Annotated in this window: 12 protein-coding genes and 1 pseudogene; 6 read left to right on the forward strand and 7 right to left on the reverse strand. The window is 63.6% G+C overall.

Going from position 1 to position 16,480, the window contains the following annotated elements:
- Positions 1–27: 27 nt before the first annotated feature.
- The 4 genes and pseudogenes from IFU00_14355 to IFU00_14370 all read right to left on the reverse strand — a co-directional run bounded on the left by IFU00_14355 (position 28) and on the right by IFU00_14370 (position 4,640).
- Complete coding sequence (locus IFU00_14355) at positions 28–1,263, reverse strand: polyhydroxyalkanoate depolymerase (protein MBD8543464.1); 1,236 nt, start codon at positions 1,261–1,263, stop codon at positions 28–30.
- 247 nt (positions 1,264–1,510) lie between these two features.
- Entirely contained in the window at positions 1,511–2,608 is a 1,098-nt protein-coding gene (locus tag IFU00_14360) for an NAD(P)/FAD-dependent oxidoreductase (GenBank protein ID MBD8543465.1), read from the reverse strand.
- A 120-nt stretch (positions 2,609–2,728) separates the two neighbouring features.
- Entirely contained in the window at positions 2,729–3,052 is a 324-nt protein-coding gene (locus IFU00_14365) for a ferredoxin family protein (protein MBD8543466.1), read from the reverse strand.
- A 406-nt stretch (positions 3,053–3,458) separates the two neighbouring features.
- Positions 3,459–4,640: pseudogene (locus tag IFU00_14370) on the reverse strand (hypothetical protein).
- A gap of 309 nt (positions 4,641–4,949) precedes the next feature.
- On the opposite strand from IFU00_14370, the gene IFU00_14375 reads away from it, so the two are divergent.
- Positions 4,950–5,228 (forward strand): polyhydroxyalkanoic acid system family protein, encoded by a 279-nt coding sequence (locus tag IFU00_14375; GenBank protein MBD8543467.1) that lies wholly within the window; start codon positions 4,950–4,952, stop codon positions 5,226–5,228.
- Between the two features lie 25 nt (positions 5,229–5,253).
- Here the strand turns inward: IFU00_14375 and IFU00_14380 are convergent, their stop codons facing one another.
- Complete coding sequence (locus IFU00_14380) at positions 5,254–5,508, reverse strand: acyl-CoA-binding protein (GenBank protein ID MBD8543468.1); 255 nt, start codon at positions 5,506–5,508, stop codon at positions 5,254–5,256.
- Positions 5,509–5,689: 181 nt separating this feature from the next.
- Positions 5,690–6,046, reverse strand: coding sequence for an FKBP-type peptidyl-prolyl cis-trans isomerase (locus IFU00_14385; protein MBD8543469.1), 357 nt, complete (start codon positions 6,044–6,046; stop codon positions 5,690–5,692).
- A 186-nt stretch (positions 6,047–6,232) separates the two neighbouring features.
- Here IFU00_14385 and IFU00_14390 point away from each other — a divergent pair, with 186 nt between their 5' ends.
- The 4 genes from IFU00_14390 to IFU00_14405 all read left to right on the forward strand — a co-directional run bounded on the left by IFU00_14390 (position 6,233) and on the right by IFU00_14405 (position 14,212).
- Complete coding sequence (locus tag IFU00_14390) at positions 6,233–7,066, forward strand: EI24 domain-containing protein (GenBank protein ID MBD8543470.1); 834 nt, start codon at positions 6,233–6,235, stop codon at positions 7,064–7,066.
- A 372-nt stretch (positions 7,067–7,438) separates the two neighbouring features.
- Positions 7,439–10,768, forward strand: a complete 3,330-nt coding sequence (locus IFU00_14395) for a penicillin-binding protein (protein MBD8543471.1) — start codon at positions 7,439–7,441, stop codon at positions 10,766–10,768.
- The gene (locus IFU00_14400) at positions 10,765–12,168 is read left to right on the forward strand and encodes a TAXI family TRAP transporter solute-binding subunit (GenBank protein ID MBD8543472.1); all 1,404 of its coding nucleotides are present in this window, start codon (positions 10,765–10,767) and stop codon (positions 12,166–12,168) included. Before IFU00_14395 ends, IFU00_14400 begins: the two co-directional genes overlap by 4 nt.
- Before the next feature lie 70 nt (positions 12,169–12,238).
- Positions 12,239–14,212, forward strand: coding sequence for a CocE/NonD family hydrolase (locus IFU00_14405; protein ID MBD8543473.1), 1,974 nt, complete (start codon positions 12,239–12,241; stop codon positions 14,210–14,212).
- Between the two features lies 1 nt (position 14,213).
- Here IFU00_14405 and IFU00_14410 read toward each other — a convergent pair whose 3' ends face one another.
- A complete protein-coding gene (locus IFU00_14410) occupies positions 14,214–14,669 on the reverse strand; it encodes a rhodanese-like domain-containing protein (protein ID MBD8543474.1) in 456 nt (151 codons plus the stop codon).
- 317 nt (positions 14,670–14,986) lie between these two features.
- Here IFU00_14410 and glnA point away from each other — a divergent pair, with 317 nt between their 5' ends.
- A complete protein-coding gene (gene glnA / locus IFU00_14415; protein ID MBD8543475.1) occupies positions 14,987–16,402 on the forward strand; it encodes a type I glutamate--ammonia ligase in 1,416 nt (471 codons plus the stop codon).
- Positions 16,403–16,480: the final 78 nt, after the last annotated feature.

Consider the following 16,480-nt stretch of genomic DNA (forward strand, 5'->3'; position numbering starts at 1 on the left):
CCATGGCATTGTTTATTCAGCGGTCGTTTATTTGTTGTCGCGGATGAATTCCGTGATCTTCGGACATACAATCTCGCGCCAGCGACGGCCCGAGAAGATGCCATAGTGGCCGGCTTTCTCGACCACAAACGCGTGTTTCATCTCTGCCGGCACACCACTGCACAGATCATGCGCAGCGCTGGTCTGGCCGATGCCCGAAATGTCGTCCAGCTCGCCTTCGACGGTGAGCAATGCCACCGTTTTGATGTCCTGCGGGCGCACCAGATTGCCGCCGACGTTCCACGTACCTTTTGGCAGACTGAAGTCCTGGAACACGGTCTTGATCGTGTCGAGGTAGTACTCGGCCGGCATGTCGAGCACGGCGTTGTATTCGTCGTAGAACTGGCGGTGCGATTCGGCCGAATCGTCGTCGCCCTGCACCAGGTGCTGGTAGAACTCGCGGTGGCTCTGGGCGTGGCGGCCCGGGTTCATCGCGATGAAGCCGGCGTGCTGCAGGAAGCCCGGGTAGACCTTGCGGCCAAAACCCGGGTAGTTGCCCGGCACGGAATAGATCACGGTGTTCTCGAACCACGAGAACGGCTTTTCGACCGCCAGGTCATTGACGGCGGTGGGCGATTTGCGCGGATCGATCGGACCGCCCATCATCGTCATCGTCTTCGGCAGCTTGGCATCCTTCTCGCTTGCCATCAGCGCAATCGCGGCCAGCACCGGCACGGTCGGCTGGCACACGGAGATCACGTGGACGTCCGGGCCCAGATGACGGATGAAGTCCTGGACGTAGAAGATGTAATTGTCGAGGTGGAACGGGCCATCGGACAGCGGCACCATGCGCGCGTCGGTCCAGTCGGTGATGAACACGTCATGGTCGACCAGCAGCGCCTTGACCGTGTCGCGCAGCAGCGTGGCATGGTGGCCGGACAGCGGCGCGACGAGCAGCACGGTCGGCTGGGCGAGAGCAGCGATCCCGGCGTCGGGCAGGTCCTTCTTGAAGTGCAGCAGGCTGCAGAACGGCTTTTCGAGCACGATCTCTTCGACGATGCCGACTTCTTCGCCCTTGATCGTGGTGGTCTTCAAGCCGAAGGCCGGCTTCTGGTATTCCTTGCCCAAGCGATACATCAGCTCGTATCCGGCAGCGATCCGCTGCGAAAACGGGGTGTGTGCAAATGGCGAGACGGGATTGGAAAACATCTTCGACGACGCCTCAGCCCACTGCATGAGTGGGATCAGGAAGGAGCGTTGCATTTCGTGCAATTGGTAAAGCATAAATAAATCCTTCTATTAACTGCGCGCGCCGCAAAAGATTTGCGTTGAAGCTTCAACGATTATAGGGGATTTGCTTTTGGCTTGTGGAAACCTGAGCGGACCTGACGCTGAAGCATGCTGCACTTGTAGCATATTTACCCGTGCGCGCTTCGTTGGGCATCCCACATAAAACAAAACGCCCCGCGATGCGGGGCGTTTTAACGGGACGTTGTCGTTGCGATGTTACTGAACGACTGTGACCGGCTGTTTAGTCGAAGACTGGCGTCTCGACGCCCAGGATCTTGTGCAGCTTTGGTGACGTGGTCGTGTACTGCATGTGGATCTTCTTGTCCGGGAAGATGTAGGGTGCAGCACCGAACGCAGCCAGTGCCGCTTCGTGGAAGCCCGACAGGATCAGCTTTTTCTTGCCCGGATAGGTGTTGATGTCGCCGACCGCGAAGATGCCCGGGACATTCGTCTCGAACTTTTCGGTGTCGACCACTTTCAGCTGCTTGCGTTCGATGTCCAGGCCCCATTCGGCGATCGGACCCAGCTTTGGCGACAGGCCGAAGAACACCAGCAGCATGTCCAGCGGAACGCGGCGGGTGACGCCGTCGGCGCCAGTGACCTTCACTTCGGTCAGCTTGCCGTCTTTTTCATCGAAGCCGGTGACCTGGCCGGTGATCAGCTGCATCTCGTATTCGTCGCACAGCGCCTTCATCTTGGCGACCGAGCTTGGCGCCGCGCGGAAGTCGTCACGGCGGTGCACCAGCACCACGGACTCTGCTTTGCCGACGAAGTTCAGTGCCCAGTCGAGCGCCGAGTCGCCGCCGCCGCAGATGACGATGTTCTTGCCGTCGAAACGTGCCGGATCCTTGACTCGGTAGAACAGCTGTTCGTTTTCGAACTTGTCGATCGCGTCGACCTTGATCGTGCGCGCCTGGAACGAACCGACGCCGGCAGCGATGAAGATGGTCTTGGTAATGAACTGGGTACCGGTCGACGTCTCGACATTGAACCGGTTGTCTTCACGGCGCTGCACGCCGGTGACTTCCTGGCCCAGGTGGAACGTTGGCTCGAACGGCTCGATCTGCTTGAGCAGGTTGTCGGTCAGTTCCTGGCCGGTGCAGACCGGCACGGCCGGAATGTCATAGATCGGCTTGTCCGGGTACAGTTCCACGCACTGGCCGCCGACAGCTGGCAGCGAATCGATGACGTGGGCCTTGATTTCAAGCAGGCCCAGTTCGAAGACCTGGAACAGGCCGACCGGACCGGCGCCGATGATGACGGCATCGGTCTCGATGGCGCCGGCGAACGAACTGTTGGGAGCGATGCTGCCCGCTTCGTGGGTGGCACTGATAGTCATGCGCTTAAATCCTGTGATGTTTGAATGGTGAGGCGAGAGCGGCCGCAGCCGCCACGCGTAACGCCCCCGGGACCGGCGCCGGCGCACAAGGGCCGGCGCAACGGCGACCTGACCGCCCGATCAGCGAACCAGTTGGTCGAGCTTGTCCGTGACGTCTTTCCACTTGTCGGCCTCTGGCAGGGCGGCTTTCGTCTTGGTAATCGACGGCCAGAAGCGCGACAGATCGGCATTGATCTTGATGAACTGCTGTTGATCGCCGGGCACGTCTTCTTCGGCAAAGATTGCATTCACGGGGCACTCGGCGACGCACACGGCGCAGTCGATGCACTCGTCGGGATCGATGGCGAGGAAATTCGGGCCTTCCCGGAAACAATCTACCGGGCATACATCGACGCAGTCGGTGTAACGACAGCTGATGCACGATTCGGTGACAACGTGGGTCATAACAGTCCTATCAGTTGGTGGGGTGTCGCATTGCCGGGCGCACGAGGGCCGGCCGGACAAGACAAAGCACTGTATTTTAGGGCAATTCGGGTTTTCTCACAAACTCGCTTATATACACAATGGACATAAGCAAATGACGAGCGGTACCGCACGGGCGTGCGGTTCGCGCACGGGTGCGGGCGTCAGGCAGCCTGGCGCAACTGTACCAGCAGATTGTGCCATTCGCTGCCGCCGATGGCGGTGCGTGTGCTGATGCTCACGCTCATGCTCACGCGCGCAGTGACGCGTCGGCTTCCAGGTCGGCTGGGGATGTGGGCAGTATGGGCAGTGTGGGCAGGTTGAGGCCGAGCGGACCGGCGTTGCCGGGTTGGGTATGCCAACGGGCGACGACGCAGGTAGCATCTTTGTATTCGGGCAATTGCATGGTGCCGCAGCAGGCGTACCGGTCTTGCCTGGCGCCAGGGGCATCGCACACGCAGGCCGCCAGCGGCGCGCCGGGCAGGTACACGTCTTCGGTTGCGCCAGCTGGCGATTTGCCGGTCTCGACCACTTCGCGCCGGCTGAACTGGTTGCGGATGAAGCCGCCATACGCTGCGGGCTTGCCGTCGGCCGCGACCACCAGCAGCATGCCGTTGACCACGTCGGCGAACGTGGCGGCGGTATCGGGCGCGCCGATCAGGGCGCGCAGCAGCACGCCGCCCAGGTAGGCCGCCACCCGGTGCAGCACGGCAGCGTCGTCTTCGCGCTCGGGGTTGCGTTCATGGGCGAACAGATCGGCCAGCACGTCGTACACGGCGCCCGTAAACACCTGGGAAATGGCATGCACCTGGGTGCCCACCTGGCTCAGGCGCAGGTCGTTGTCGGCATTGCGCAAGCCGTTGCGGTTGCCCAGCGCCAGCCCGAACTGCTCGGCGACGTCGGCCAGGAAGGATTTGTCGTGCAGATTGGCCTTGGTCTGGGCGACGATGGCTTCGCACTGGTCGAACTGCGACAAGGCCAGAAAAACGGCAGTGAGGTCGCCGAACGATTCGTGCAGGCCGCCCGTCTGGGGCGGGGCGTCGGCCTGCAGCCAGCGTGGCTTGATGCCGTCGAGGATCGCGTGGGCGGTCTCGTGCGAGACGATATCGAACGAGCGGCAGGTAAATACGCGCCCGGCGCCGCCAGCGGGGACGAAGTCGCCGAACTTCAGGCAGCCCTGGGTGCGGCTGTAGAACGCGTTCATGATGTCGGGCAAGCCGTGCGGGAAGACGCGCAGCGGACTGGTGTCGATGCTGCTGTTCCATTGCCATGGCAGCGGCATGGCGACGCTGGCCGCTGCCAGCACGCGCTGGTACATGGTCAGGGTCTGGCGCACGACGGCATAGGTGTGCACGGCGTCGAACTGGGGCGTGTCGGCCTGGGTGACGAAGTCGCCAGAGGGGTTCGGTTCGACCTGGTCGATGCCGGGCACGCCGGGCGCGATGCGGGCGTCGCGCGGGCCGGCCAGCACGGCGCCGGGCAGATACGCCGTGCGGGTGCCGATGGCGCCGACCGACGGGTCTTGCTTCCACATCAGCACGCGGGCACCGAAGGCTTGCGGCAGCGGCTCGGCATCGACAGGCGGGTCGGGGTCGGGCCCGGCGGTGGCGGCAGCGCCGTCGACCAGGCGCGCCATGCGGACAGGTTGACGGGACCGTGCACCGTGCGGCGCCTCGTGCGGTTGCTGGGGGTGCATTTCCATGACGGCTCCTCGCGTAATGACGGCGTTCGCTTTCATGGTAGCCCGCCATGACGGGCACGCTTTGAGACGCGTCAATTGCGGCGTGACGAATGCATCAGTTCTAGCGAACTCTGGCATACGACCGCGTCAACTGGCATCATGGCGGATTGTTCGCAATATTTAGGAAGGAATGTCCCGATGGCGGAAATCAGCATCGTCCAGCAACACACCCTGAGCCCGGCTGCGGCGCGCACGGCGGCCGAGCAAGTGGCGCAGCGTATTGCGACCGAATATGGACTGGCATGCCAGTGGGATGGCGACGTGCTGCGCTTCGAGCGCAGTGGCGTGGAGGGGGCATTGACGCTGGAAGACCAGCAGGCGGCGATGCGGATCAACCTGGGATTCCTGATGGGCGCCTTCGCGCCGGCCATCGAGGCCAAGGTGGCGGAGAAGATGCGCAAGACCTTCGCCGCCTAGTCCACTACGACAGCGATTCCCTGAATCAGCCTTTCAGCTCTTCGATCAGATCGATGTATTGCTGCTGGGCTTCTTCTTGCGACGTGCCGGCCAGACCGGCCCAGGCGTCGAACTTGGCGCGTGCTACGAAATCGGTCATGCCCGGACGCTCGCCGGTCGCGTCGCCGCTCGAACCCTGCTTGTACAGCGCATAGATCTTCAGCAAGGTCATATTGTCCGGACGCTCCGACAGATTCTTCGAATCGAGCTGGGCCTGGGTGAATTGTTCTTGGACGCTCATGGAAACTCCTGTGATGGTGGGTTGCAGTCTTGTCGCTTGGACAAGGCGGCAGGCATCTTAGCGCAGGAGGCGGCGGCGACCCGGGGAATTGGGCGTACTTTAGAGGGGAACTTCAAATGCGTGCAGTACCTGCCATGCGCCGCAAGAGAGGCGGGGCATGGCAGTAAAGCGATGCTGCGGCTTAGACAGCCAGCAGGTCGACGTCGAAGATCAGGGTGGCGTTTGGCGGAATGACACCGCCGGCGCCGCGTGCGCCATAGCCCAGGGCTGCAGGAATGGTCAGGCGACGCGAGCCGCCGATTTTCATGCCTTGCACGCCTTCGTCCCAGCCGCGGATGACCTGGCCGGCGCCGAGTGCGAACTCGAACGGATCGCCACGGTCTTTGCTCGAATCGAACTTGGCGCCGAGGCTGCCGTCGTCGTTGCGCAGCCAGCCGGTGTAGTGCACGGTGACGTGCTGGCCAGCCTTGGCTTCGTCGCCGGTGCCGGTGACGAGTTCTTCGTATTGCAGGCCAGAATCGGTAGTGATGGTGGACATGGTCTTCCTTGTTGTTCAGATTGAACGACGATTGTAGTGCATGGGTCGGGAAACCGCCATTGTCCGGGCCAGCCGTGCGCCCCGTTGCAGCCCGGCGCGCTCCCGTAGAATGCGCTCTCGACCTTCCCAACTGGAGTAGCCATGCCGCATGCCGACAGCGCGACCGTGATTCCGAGGACCGCCCCGATGAAGGGCGTCCTGCTTGCCTGGCGGCGCGCGCTGCGCTCGCAGTTCAGCGGCCGCATGCTGCTGCTCTCGCTGGTCCCGCTGCTGCTGTCGCTCACGCTGTGGGGCGTCGCGATGTGGCTGGGCCTGCAGCCGCTGCTCGACTGGCTGCACGGGCTGTTTACCGACTACGGCGGCTTCGATGCGAGCAACAGCATGCTGGGCATGCTCGGGCTGGGCATGCTCAAGGTGATGGTCGTGCCGCTGCTGGCGATTGCCTTGCTGCTGCCCCTGATGATTGCATCGAGCCTGCTGTTCATGGGCATCGTCGCGATGCCGGCCATCGAGCGTCACGTGAGTGGCCGTCACTTCCCCGCGCTCGACAGGAAAGAGGGCGGCTCGTTCGTCGGCAGCCTGGCCATCAACGTCGGTAGTACGGCCGTGTTCGCGCTGTTGTGGCTGTTCACGCTGCCGCTGTATGCCATACCGCCGCTGGCCTGGCTGGTGCAGGCCGGCCTGTGGGCCTGGGTCACGTCGCGCGTGATGAGCTACGACGCACTGGCCGCGCACGCCAGCGGGGCCGAGCGCCAGGTGCTGATGCGCACCTGCCGTCCGGCGCTGCTGACGATCGGCCTGGTCTCGGGCCTGGCCGGCGCGCTGCCCGGCATCGCGTGGATGGGTGGGGCGGTGATCTCGGTCGTGCTGTTCCCGGTGCTGGCGCTGGTGTCGCTGTGGCTGTACATCATGCTCTTTTTGTTTGCCGGGCTCTGGTTCCAGTATTACTGCCTGCAGGCACTGGTGGAGCTGCGCGCGCAGCACCTTCCAGCACATCCCGGCGCCGGCGCTTCCATTTAAATCAGTGGTGCGCTGTGCACCGGCACGATGTCGGGCGCGTTAACTGCCAGCGTCAACCGTGCATACGACGCTTGATGCGTTGCTGCCAACAGTCGTGACGCACGGGCATCGCTTGCGGTCATGCCATTTAACCAACCCGTTGTTTTTTTGCGAAAATATTCCGGTATAGGCCGATTTGTTAAACGGTATCTCGCGTGTATCTTATTGATGTGGTGGAATATTACCTATGGACGGGGCAATCTGGAGTGGGATTGCACTGCTGAAATTTGTGAACTAACAGACACCACAATCACTCGAACGGACCAGCAGCAATAGATGGCGAGCAGGTTGGCGGGGGTTGCAAGCGTTTTGATTCGGACCGGTTAAGCCATCATGGAAAGTATTCGTCGCCTCGTGCGACCAAACAATGTATTCGGCAAGCGCGCCGCCACCTCGCGGAGCGAGCCGACCATGGACGGCGCAGTTGCCGCGCCAGTCGTCGCCGCAGCGGGCGCTGCAGCGTCGGGGGCGTCTGCGTCCCCGTCCGCCCCGGATTCGGCGGGTGACGTTCCCCTGCACGATGCCTTCCCGCACCTGGCTGACAACGGCCATGGCAGCGGCGGCGGGCCGGGCGACCCGTCCGGTGGGCCGGATGGGTCGCCGCCAGCGCCGCGCAAGCGCCGCTGGAAGCTCTGGCTGGCGCTGATCGGCTTGCTGCTGATCGCTGCCGCGGCGGCTTGGGCCGTGACGGAAACCCGCACCTCGCGCCTGCAGGCGAAAATCTTCGCCGACATGGCCAGCGAACTCACGTTCCGCATGGCCAATGGCCCAAGCGATTCGATCCGCTTCCCGGCCGCCAGCCCGTACGACACCCGACTCGGCTATGCCGGCCTGCCGAAATACCTCGAACGCCTGCAGACGCGCGATTACGCGATCGCGTCGCAGGCGCGCATCTCGCCGCAGATGGTCAAGATGGCCGATCTCGGCCTGTACGCCACCTACCACGAGAAAACCAAGGTCGGCCTCGAGATCCTCGATTGCCGCGCCCAGCCCCTGTTCACGTCGCGCTTCCCCGAGCGCTTCTACGACAAATTCGACGCCGCACCGTCGCTGCTGGTACAAAGCCTGCTGTTCATCGAAAACCGCGAACTGCTCGACGCGAGCCACCCGCGCCGCAATCCGGCCGTCGAATGGGACCGCTTCTCGAAAGCCGTGTTCGACAAGACGCTGGCCAGTGTCGGCCTGGGCGGCGACGGCCGCGTGGCCGGCGGCAGCACGCTGGCCACGCAGATCGAAAAATACCGGCACTCGGCCGAGGGCCGCACCGGCTCGCTGACCGACAAGATCATCCAGATGGCCTCGGCCACGCTGCGCGCTTACCAGGACGGCGAAGACACCACGGGGTCGCGCCGCCAGGTCGTGCTCGACTACCTGAACACGGTGCCGCTGTCGGCCAAGCCGGGTTACGGCGAAGTCAACGGTATCGGCGACGGCATGTGGGTCTGGTACGGCCGCGATTTCGCCAAGGTCAATGCGATGCTCAAGGGCCCGATGACGAGCCCGGACGCCGTCATGGCCTACAAAGAGGCGCTGTCGCTGATGATCGCCCAGCGCCGCCCGGCGTATTACCTGGGCGCCGGCGAAAGCGACCTGGAAACCCTGACCAACAGCCACCTGCGCGTGCTGACGCAGCAGGGCGTGATTTCGCCGCAACTGCGCGACGCTGCCCTGAGCGCCAATCTGAAACCGGCGCTGCACACGGGCGTGGCGCCGCCACCGGCGGATGCGTTCGTCTCGCGCAAGGCGGCCAATGCAGTGCGCAACCATGTGGGTTACCTGATCGGCGACTCGCGCCTGTACAACGTCGACCGCCTCGATCTGTCGGTGGTCTCGACCCTCGACGGCAATGCCCAGCAAGCCGTCACGACTGCGCTGCGCAAGCTGTCCGACGCCGAACACGCGAAAGAAGCCGGCCTGACGGGCAAGGGCATGCTGGGTAATGGCGACCCGGCGCAAGTGGTCTACAGCTTCACGCTGATGGAGCGGGGCGAGCACGTCAACTACCTGCGCGTGCAGACCGACAACTACGACCAGCCACTGGACATCAACGAAGGCGCCAAGCTCGATCTGGGTTCGACGGCCAAGCTGCGCACGCTGGTGACCTACCTCGACATCGTCGACCAGCTGCACAAGCGCTTTGGCGCGATGGACAAGATTGGCCTGATGGGCGTCGAAGTCGATGCGAAAGACCGCATGTCGCAGTGGGGCCTCGACTACTTCCGCACATTGCCCGACGGCGCCGACCGCAGCCTCAAGCCCATGCTCGACGCCGCCATGGCGCGCAAGTACTCGGCCAATCCAGGCGAGCGCTTCTTTACCGGTGGCGGCCTGCACACGTTCGGCAACTTCAGCAAGCTCGACGACAGCCGCATCATGGATGTGAACCAGGCGCTGCGCAGCTCGACCAACCTCGTGTTCGTGCGCATGATGCGCGACGTCGTGCGTTACTACATGTTCCAGTTGCCGGGCTCGTCCGCGCAACTGCTGGCCGACGCCGACGATCCGCGCCGCGCTGCCTATCTGGCGCGCTTTGCCGACAACGAAGGCAAGGTCTTCATGGCCAAGTTCTGGAACAAGTACAAGGGCAAGACGCCGCAGGAAGTAGAAACGCTGCTGTTCTCCGGCGTGCGTCCGCTGGCCTCGAAGCTCGCGGCGGCCCACCGCACCGTGGTACCGAACGCCACGCTGGCGCAGTTTGGCGCGTTCATCGATGCATCGGTCCCGGCCAGCAACGAGATCGATCCCGACCGTATTCCGAAACTGTACGAGACCTATGACCCACGGAATATGTCGCTGGCCGACCGCGGCTACGTGTCATCGGTGCATCCGCTCGAACTGTGGCTGGTGAGCTATCTGCGCACGCATCCAAAAGCGACCTGGTCCGAAGTGACGGCCGCCAGCGTCAAGGAGCGCCAGGAAGTCTACCAATGGCTGTTCAAGACGCACCGCAAGCACGCGCAGGACAACCGCATCGCCGGCCTGCTCGAAGTCGAGGCGTTCCTGAAGATCCACGCGCAGTGGAAGAAAATGGGCTACCCGTTTGATTCGCTCGTGCCGTCGTACGCGACCACGCTGGGCGCCTCGGCCGACCGGCCGGCCGCGCTGGCCGAGATGATGGGCATCATCGTCAATGGCGGCGTGCGCAAACCGATCGAGCGCATCGATTCGCTGCACTTTGCCAAGTCCACGCCGTATGAAACGCTCGTGCGCCGCAACAAGGGCGGCGGCAAGGAACAAGTGCTGGCGCCCGAAGTCGCGCGCGCCGTGGCCGACGCCATCCAGGGCGTCGTCTCGGACGGCACCGCCAAGCGTGTCAAGACCGCCTTCGTGCAATCGGACGGCAGCATCATCGCCGTGGCCGGCAAGACCGGTACCGGTGACCAGCGTTTCGACGTGTATGCCCGTGGCGGCCGCCTGGTCGAGTCGCGCTACGTGAATCGCTCGGCGACGTTCGTGTTCAACATCGGCGAACGCTTCTACGGCAGCATGACCGCGTACGTGCACGGGCCGCAGTCCGAAAACTATGACTTCACCAGTGCGTTGCCGGTGCAACTGCTCGTCACGCTGGCGCCGAGCCTGATGCCGATGATCGAACCGCCGGCCGCGCCAGCACCCGTGCCCGGCCAGGCCGTCGCCGCCGCGCCGCGGCAGTGCGTGCGTTGAGGCCAGGGCAGGATCTTCCGGGCGCGCCAGTCAAGGGGCTGCGCGCCCGCCTGCAGAACTTCAGCATCGTTTCGCTGCGCGATCTGGTCGTGGCCACCGGCCCGACGATCCTGCTGGTCGCGGCGGCCGTGGTGCTCGCCTACTGGTGGGTCGACCCGGCGCCGCCGCGCACGCTGCGGCTGGCCACGGGCCAGGAAAACTCCGCCTACGAGCAATTCGGCAAGCAATATGCCAGCGTGCTGGCGCGCGACGATATCAAGGTCACGCTGCAGGGCACGCTCGGCTCGCAGGACAATCTGCAGCAGTTGCTGGCCGGGCAGGCCGATGTCGCGTTCGTGCAAAGCGGCTCGACCGACGACAAGGTTGGCAACGCCGACAGCGTCGAGCGGCGCGGCCTGGTCTCGCTGGGCAGCTTGTTTACCGAACCCGTGTGGCTGTTTGTGCGCGACGAAGCGAATGTCACGCGGCTGCCCGATCTGCGCGGCAAGCGCATCAACCTGGGGCCGGAAGGCACCGGCGTGCCGCGCCTGGTGCGCCAGCTGCTCGACGCCAACAATATCGTGCCGGGCGCATTGACGATCAGCGACCTGGCCAACACGCCGGCGACGGTCGAATTACTGGCCGGGCGCATCGATGGCCTGGTGTTCAGCTCGGCGCCGGAAGCGCCGCTGATCCAGATGCTGCTGCAAACGCCGGGCATCCGTCTGTTCGATTTTTCGCAGGCCGAAGCCTATACGCGGCGCCTGCCATTCCTGACGCACGTGGTGCTGCCGCGCGGGATCGTCGACCTGGGCCGCAATATCCCGAACCAGGATTACCACCTGATCGCGCCAACCGCCACGCTCGTCGCGCGCGAGGAAATCCATCCGGCGCTGGTGGGCCTGCTGGTCAAGGCGGCGACCGAGATCCACGGCGGCGCCGGCTGGTTCCAGCAGCAGGGCCAGTTCCCGTCGCCGAAGTACACGGAAATCCCGGTCGCGCCCGAAGCGGCGCGCTACTACCGCGATGGCCCGCCGTTCATGCAGCGCTACATGCGGTTCTGGCTGGCCAACCTGGCCGAGCGGCTGTGGGTCGTGGTGGTGGCGCTGACGGCGCTGTTGATTCCGCTGTCCAAGATCGTGCCGCCGATTTACGTCTGGCGCGTGCGTTCGCGCGTGTATCGCTGGTACGGTGAGCTGCGCGCCATCGAACAGTCGCTGGAGGAGAGCGGGGCCGACGCCACCGAGGCGGTGCGCAAGGAGTTGCTGGGCCGGCTCGATGGGCTGGAAGACCGCGTCAACCATATCTCGGTGCCGCTGGCCTACGCGGACGAGCTGTACCGCCTGCGCAGTCACATCCACCTGGTGCGCGAGCGGGTGCGCGGCGTGCACGAGGACCAGTCAGCGCAGCCGGTGGCTTGAGCATGTCTTTTTGGAATTGACCGGGAATCCCATTACACTGGCGTCCCCAGTCATCTCTTCGAAGGCCGTCATGATCCGCCGTACGCTTCCCGCCCTTGTTTTCGGCTTGTGCCTTGCCGCTGGCCTGGCCAGCCCGTCTGCCGCGATTGCCGCGGACAGTGTCAAGGACAGCAAGCGCCCGACGCGCGAAGCCTATACTAAGTACGAGTACCGGATCCCGATGCGTGACGGTGTGCAGTTGTTCACGGTCGTCTACGTGCCGAAGGACAGCTCGCGCAGCTACCCGTTCCTGATGCAGCGCACCCCGTACAGCGCTGGCGTACGTGCCGAAGGCGAACTGCGCTATGGCGTGGACTGGCTGCCCGAGTCGCTGGGGCCATCCCGCGAATTCGAGGAAGCCGGCTACATCTTCGTGAGTCAGGACGTGCGCGGCCGTTACATGTCCGAAGGGACGTGGCAGGAAATGACGCCGCACGGCAAGGGCAAGCTGGCAAAAGGCGAGGGCCGCGAGAGCGACGACATGTACGATACGGTCGCCTGGCTGCTGAAGAACATCCCGAACAACAACGGCAAGGTCGGCATCTGGGGCATCAGCTACCCGGGCTTCTACGCCGCCGCCAGCGTCATCGATTCGCACCCGGCGATCAAGGCCGCCTCGCCCCAGGCGCCGATTGCCGACCTGTACATGGGCGACGATTCGTACCACGGCGGCGCCTTCAAGCTGGCCGCCAACTTCGACTTTTATGCCGCTTTCACGGCCGCGCCGAACCCGACGCCGCTGCCAAAGACCGGCAGCGAATTCGATTACGGCGTGGCCGACGGCTACGATTATTTTCTGAAGCACCGCACGCTGGCGAATATCGCCGCGACCATGACCGACACGCAGCGCGAGCTGTTCATGCCGAACATCGAGCACGACACCTATGACAGCTTCTGGAAAGAGCGCGCCATTGGCCCGCACCTAAACAACGTCAAGGCCGCCGTGCTGACGGTGGGCGGCTGGTTCGATGCGGAAGACGCCGCCGGCCCGTTCATCGTGCACCGCGCGCTGGAAGCGCAGAACAAGGGCGGCAACCATGCCCTCGTGGTGGGCCCATGGGTGCACGGCGGCTGGGCGCGCGGAGACGGCGCCCGGCTTGGCCACGTCAAGTTCGACGCAAAAACAAGCGAATGGTTCCGGCGCAAGGTCCAGTTCCCGTTCTTCGAGCAGCACCTGAAGGGCGTCAAGCCGAACACCACGCTGGCGCCGGTGACCGTGTTCGAGACGGGCACGAATGTCTGGCGCCAGTACGACGCCTGGCCGCCGAAACCGGCGAAGGCGCGCACGCTGTACTTTGGCGCGAATGGCGCACTGCGCTGGCAGCAGCCGACCGCGACGATGAGCACGACCACGGGCGCAGGTTTCGATGAATACGTGGCCGACCCGGCGCGCCCGGTGCCGTACATCGGCTACCCGGCGCTGGGCGTGCCGCGCGAATACATGGTGTCGGACCAGCGCTTCGCCGCCACGCGGCCTGATGTGCTGGTGTACCAGAGCGCCGTGCTGGAAGAAGATGTGACGGTCGCCGGGCCGGTCACGCCCAAGCTGTTCGTGTCCACGAGTGGCACCGACGCCGACTGGGTCGTCAAGCTGATCGATGTCTACCCGGCCAGTTTCCCGACCCCGGCAGCCGAGCGGGGCGGCGATGTCGGTCCGCCCGCGGTGAGTCTGGGTGGCTTCCAGCAACTGGTGCGTGGCAATCCGCTGCGCGGCAAGTTCCGCAACAGCTATGAAAAGCCCGAACCGTTCGTGCCGGGCAAGGTCGAACCCATCAAGTATGAACTGGGCCAGGTGAACCACACCTTCCGGCGCGGTCACCGGATCATGGTGCAGGTGCAGAGCTCGTGGTTCCCGCTGATCGACCTGAATCCGCAAACGTTCATGCGCATTCTTGATGCGAAGCCCGGCGACTTCAGGAAAGCGACCCAGCGCGTGTATCACGCGCCAGGAACGGCGTCCGGGCTGGAACTGATGGTGCTGCCGAACCCGGGTAGCGCCAACTAGGTCAGGCGCCGATCCACGGCAGGCCGGCCGTGCACCAGCCGCCGATCGTCTTGCGGTGCCCGTCGCCGTCGCGATCGCCTTCGAACCCTTCCAGAATGTCGAAGGCGTTTGCATAGCCCAGCTCGGTCGCCACGCGCGCGCCGTGGCGCGAGCGCACGCCCGAGCGGCACAGGAACAGCAGCACGTCGTCCTTGCCGGCTACCTGTTCGAGCTGTGCGCCAAAGTCCGGATTGGGGGCGCCGCCCGGATAGGTGGCCCACTGCACTGCCAGGTGCTGCGCCTGGCCGATCGCGACACGGCCCACCCAGTCGCGTTCGGCGTTGGTGCGCACGTCGACCAGCTTGACGTTCGGGCTGCTCTGGAGCAGGTCGAACGCTTCCTGAGGCGTGACTGCACCAGCGTAGGGCTGGTCAGCGCCACGCTGGCGCGCCGCCGTGAGAATCTGTTCTTTGATCATGTCGGGTTGGTCCATTCGTCGTTTGTCATCGTCAATGCACCATCCTGGAGCGCAGTCGGGTGCGCTCAATTGGTGCAAGCACGTAGAATTGCTCGTTAGTGGTGCAAATCGGCGTACAGGTAAATCTTGCCATACGCCCCCGGTCGAGGCGATTTTATGGGTAAACTAACCCATTGCCCAAGAACGATTTGCGCATAGCCTCATGCACTGAAGTTGGCATCGTCGTTGACACCCAGTTGGCACATTTCGTGCTTCATCATGATGCAAGTTGTCGGTTCGCATAGACTGACATCCCTTTTTCAATTAGGAGATTCCGAATGGCAAAGTCCGCCGCAGATGTAATGCAAATGGTCAAAGACAACGAAGTCAAATTCGTTGATTTACGCTTCGCCGATACCCGCGGCAAGGAACAACACGTCACGGTCCCGGTGTCGCACTTCGACCTGGACAAATTCGAATCCGGCCACGCCTTCGACGGTTCGTCGATCGCCGGCTGGAAAGGTATTGAAGCGTCGGACATGCTCCTGATCCCGGATGCAAACACCGCCAATATCGACCCGTTCATGGAAGAGACCACACTGTTCATGCAGTGCGACGTCGTCGAGCCATCGGACGGCAAGGGCTACGACCGCGATCCGCGCTCGATCGCCAAGCGCGCTGAAGCCTACCTGAAATCGTCGGGCATCGGCGATACCGCCTACTTCGGCCCAGAGCCGGAATTCTTCATCTTCGACGCCGTGCGCTGGAAGCTGGACATGTCGGGTTGCTTCGTCAAGATCGATTCCGAAGAGGCATCGTGGTCGACCGACAAGGAATTCGAAGGCGGCAACAGCGGTCACCGTCCAGGCGTGAAGGGCGGCTATTTCCCAGTGCCACCAGTCGATTCGTTCCAGGACATGCGCTCCGAAATGTGCCTGATCCTCGAGTCGATGGGCATCCCGGTCGAAGTGCACCACCACGAAGTCGCCGGCGCCGGCCAGAATGAAATCGGCACCAAGTTCTCGACGCTGATCGAGCGCGCCGACTGGACCCAGAACATGAAATACGTGATCTGGAACGTGGCCCACAGCTACGGCAAGACCGCGACCTTCATGCCAAAGCCAATGGCTGGCGACAACGGTTCGGGCATGCACGTGCACCAGTCGATCTGGAAAGACGGCAAGAACCTGTTCGCAGGCGACGGCTATGCAGGTCTGTCGGACACGGCCCTGTTCTACATCGGCGGCATCATCAAGCACGCCCGCGCCCTGAACGCGATCACCAATCCAGGCACCAACTCGTACAAGCGCCTGGTGCCAGGCTTCGAAGCCCCGGTCAAGCTGGCTTATTCGGCTCGTAACCGTTCGGCCTCGATCCGCATCCCGCACGTGGCGAACCCGAAAGGCCGCCGCATCGAGACGCGTTTCCCGGATCCACTGGCGAACGTCTACCTGTGCTTCGCAGCCCTGATGATGGCCGGCCTGGATGGTATCCAGAACAAGATCCACCCGGGCGAAGCGGCAACGAAAGACCTGTACCATCTGCCGCCTGAAGAAGACAAGCTGATCCCGACGGTGTGCGCATCGCTGGAAGAAGCACTGGACGCACTGAACGAAGACCGCGAGTTCCTGACCCGTGGCGGCGTGTTCAGCGACAGCATGATCGATGCCTACATCGACCTGAAGATGCAGGAAGTCCAGCGCATGCGCATGACCCCGCACCCAGCCGAATTCGACATGTACTACTCGTCGTAATCGGTCCATCCAGGCTGGCACGGATGTGCATCGCGCCGGCCTGGCGGGTAGAACAAACGCGGGGAAAGCCATGCTTTC

Origin of the sequence: Oxalobacteraceae sp. CFBP 8761 (assembly GCA_014841595.1) — a bacterium.
In the GTDB taxonomy this organism is placed as follows: Bacteria; Pseudomonadota; Gammaproteobacteria; order Burkholderiales; family Burkholderiaceae_D; genus Telluria.

Bases quoted from the DNA above. Each gene is read 5' to 3' on its own strand.
- IFU00_14395 (MBD8543471.1), top strand. From the start codon at position 7,439: ATGGAAAGTATTCGTCGCCTCGTGCGACCAAACAATGTATTCGGCAAG.
- IFU00_14380 (MBD8543468.1), bottom strand. From the start codon at position 5,508: ATGAGCGTCCAAGAACAATTCACCCAGGCCCAGCTCGATTCGAAGAAT.
- IFU00_14410 (MBD8543474.1), bottom strand. From the start codon at position 14,669: ATGATCAAAGAACAGATTCTCACGGCGGCGCGCCAGCGTGGCGCTGAC.
- IFU00_14360 (MBD8543465.1), bottom strand. From the start codon at position 2,608: ATGACTATCAGTGCCACCCACGAAGCGGGCAGCATCGCTCCCAACAGT.
- IFU00_14365 (MBD8543466.1), bottom strand. From the start codon at position 3,052: ATGACCCACGTTGTCACCGAATCGTGCATCAGCTGTCGTTACACCGAC.
- IFU00_14390 (MBD8543470.1), top strand. From the start codon at position 6,233: ATGAAGGGCGTCCTGCTTGCCTGGCGGCGCGCGCTGCGCTCGCAGTTC.
- IFU00_14405 (MBD8543473.1), top strand. From the start codon at position 12,239: ATGATCCGCCGTACGCTTCCCGCCCTTGTTTTCGGCTTGTGCCTTGCC.
- glnA (MBD8543475.1), top strand. From the start codon at position 14,987: ATGGCAAAGTCCGCCGCAGATGTAATGCAAATGGTCAAAGACAACGAA.
- IFU00_14385 (MBD8543469.1), bottom strand. From the start codon at position 6,046: ATGTCCACCATCACTACCGATTCTGGCCTGCAATACGAAGAACTCGTC.
- IFU00_14375 (MBD8543467.1), top strand. From the start codon at position 4,950: ATGGCGGAAATCAGCATCGTCCAGCAACACACCCTGAGCCCGGCTGCG.
- IFU00_14355 (MBD8543464.1), bottom strand. From the start codon at position 1,263: ATGCTTTACCAATTGCACGAAATGCAACGCTCCTTCCTGATCCCACTC.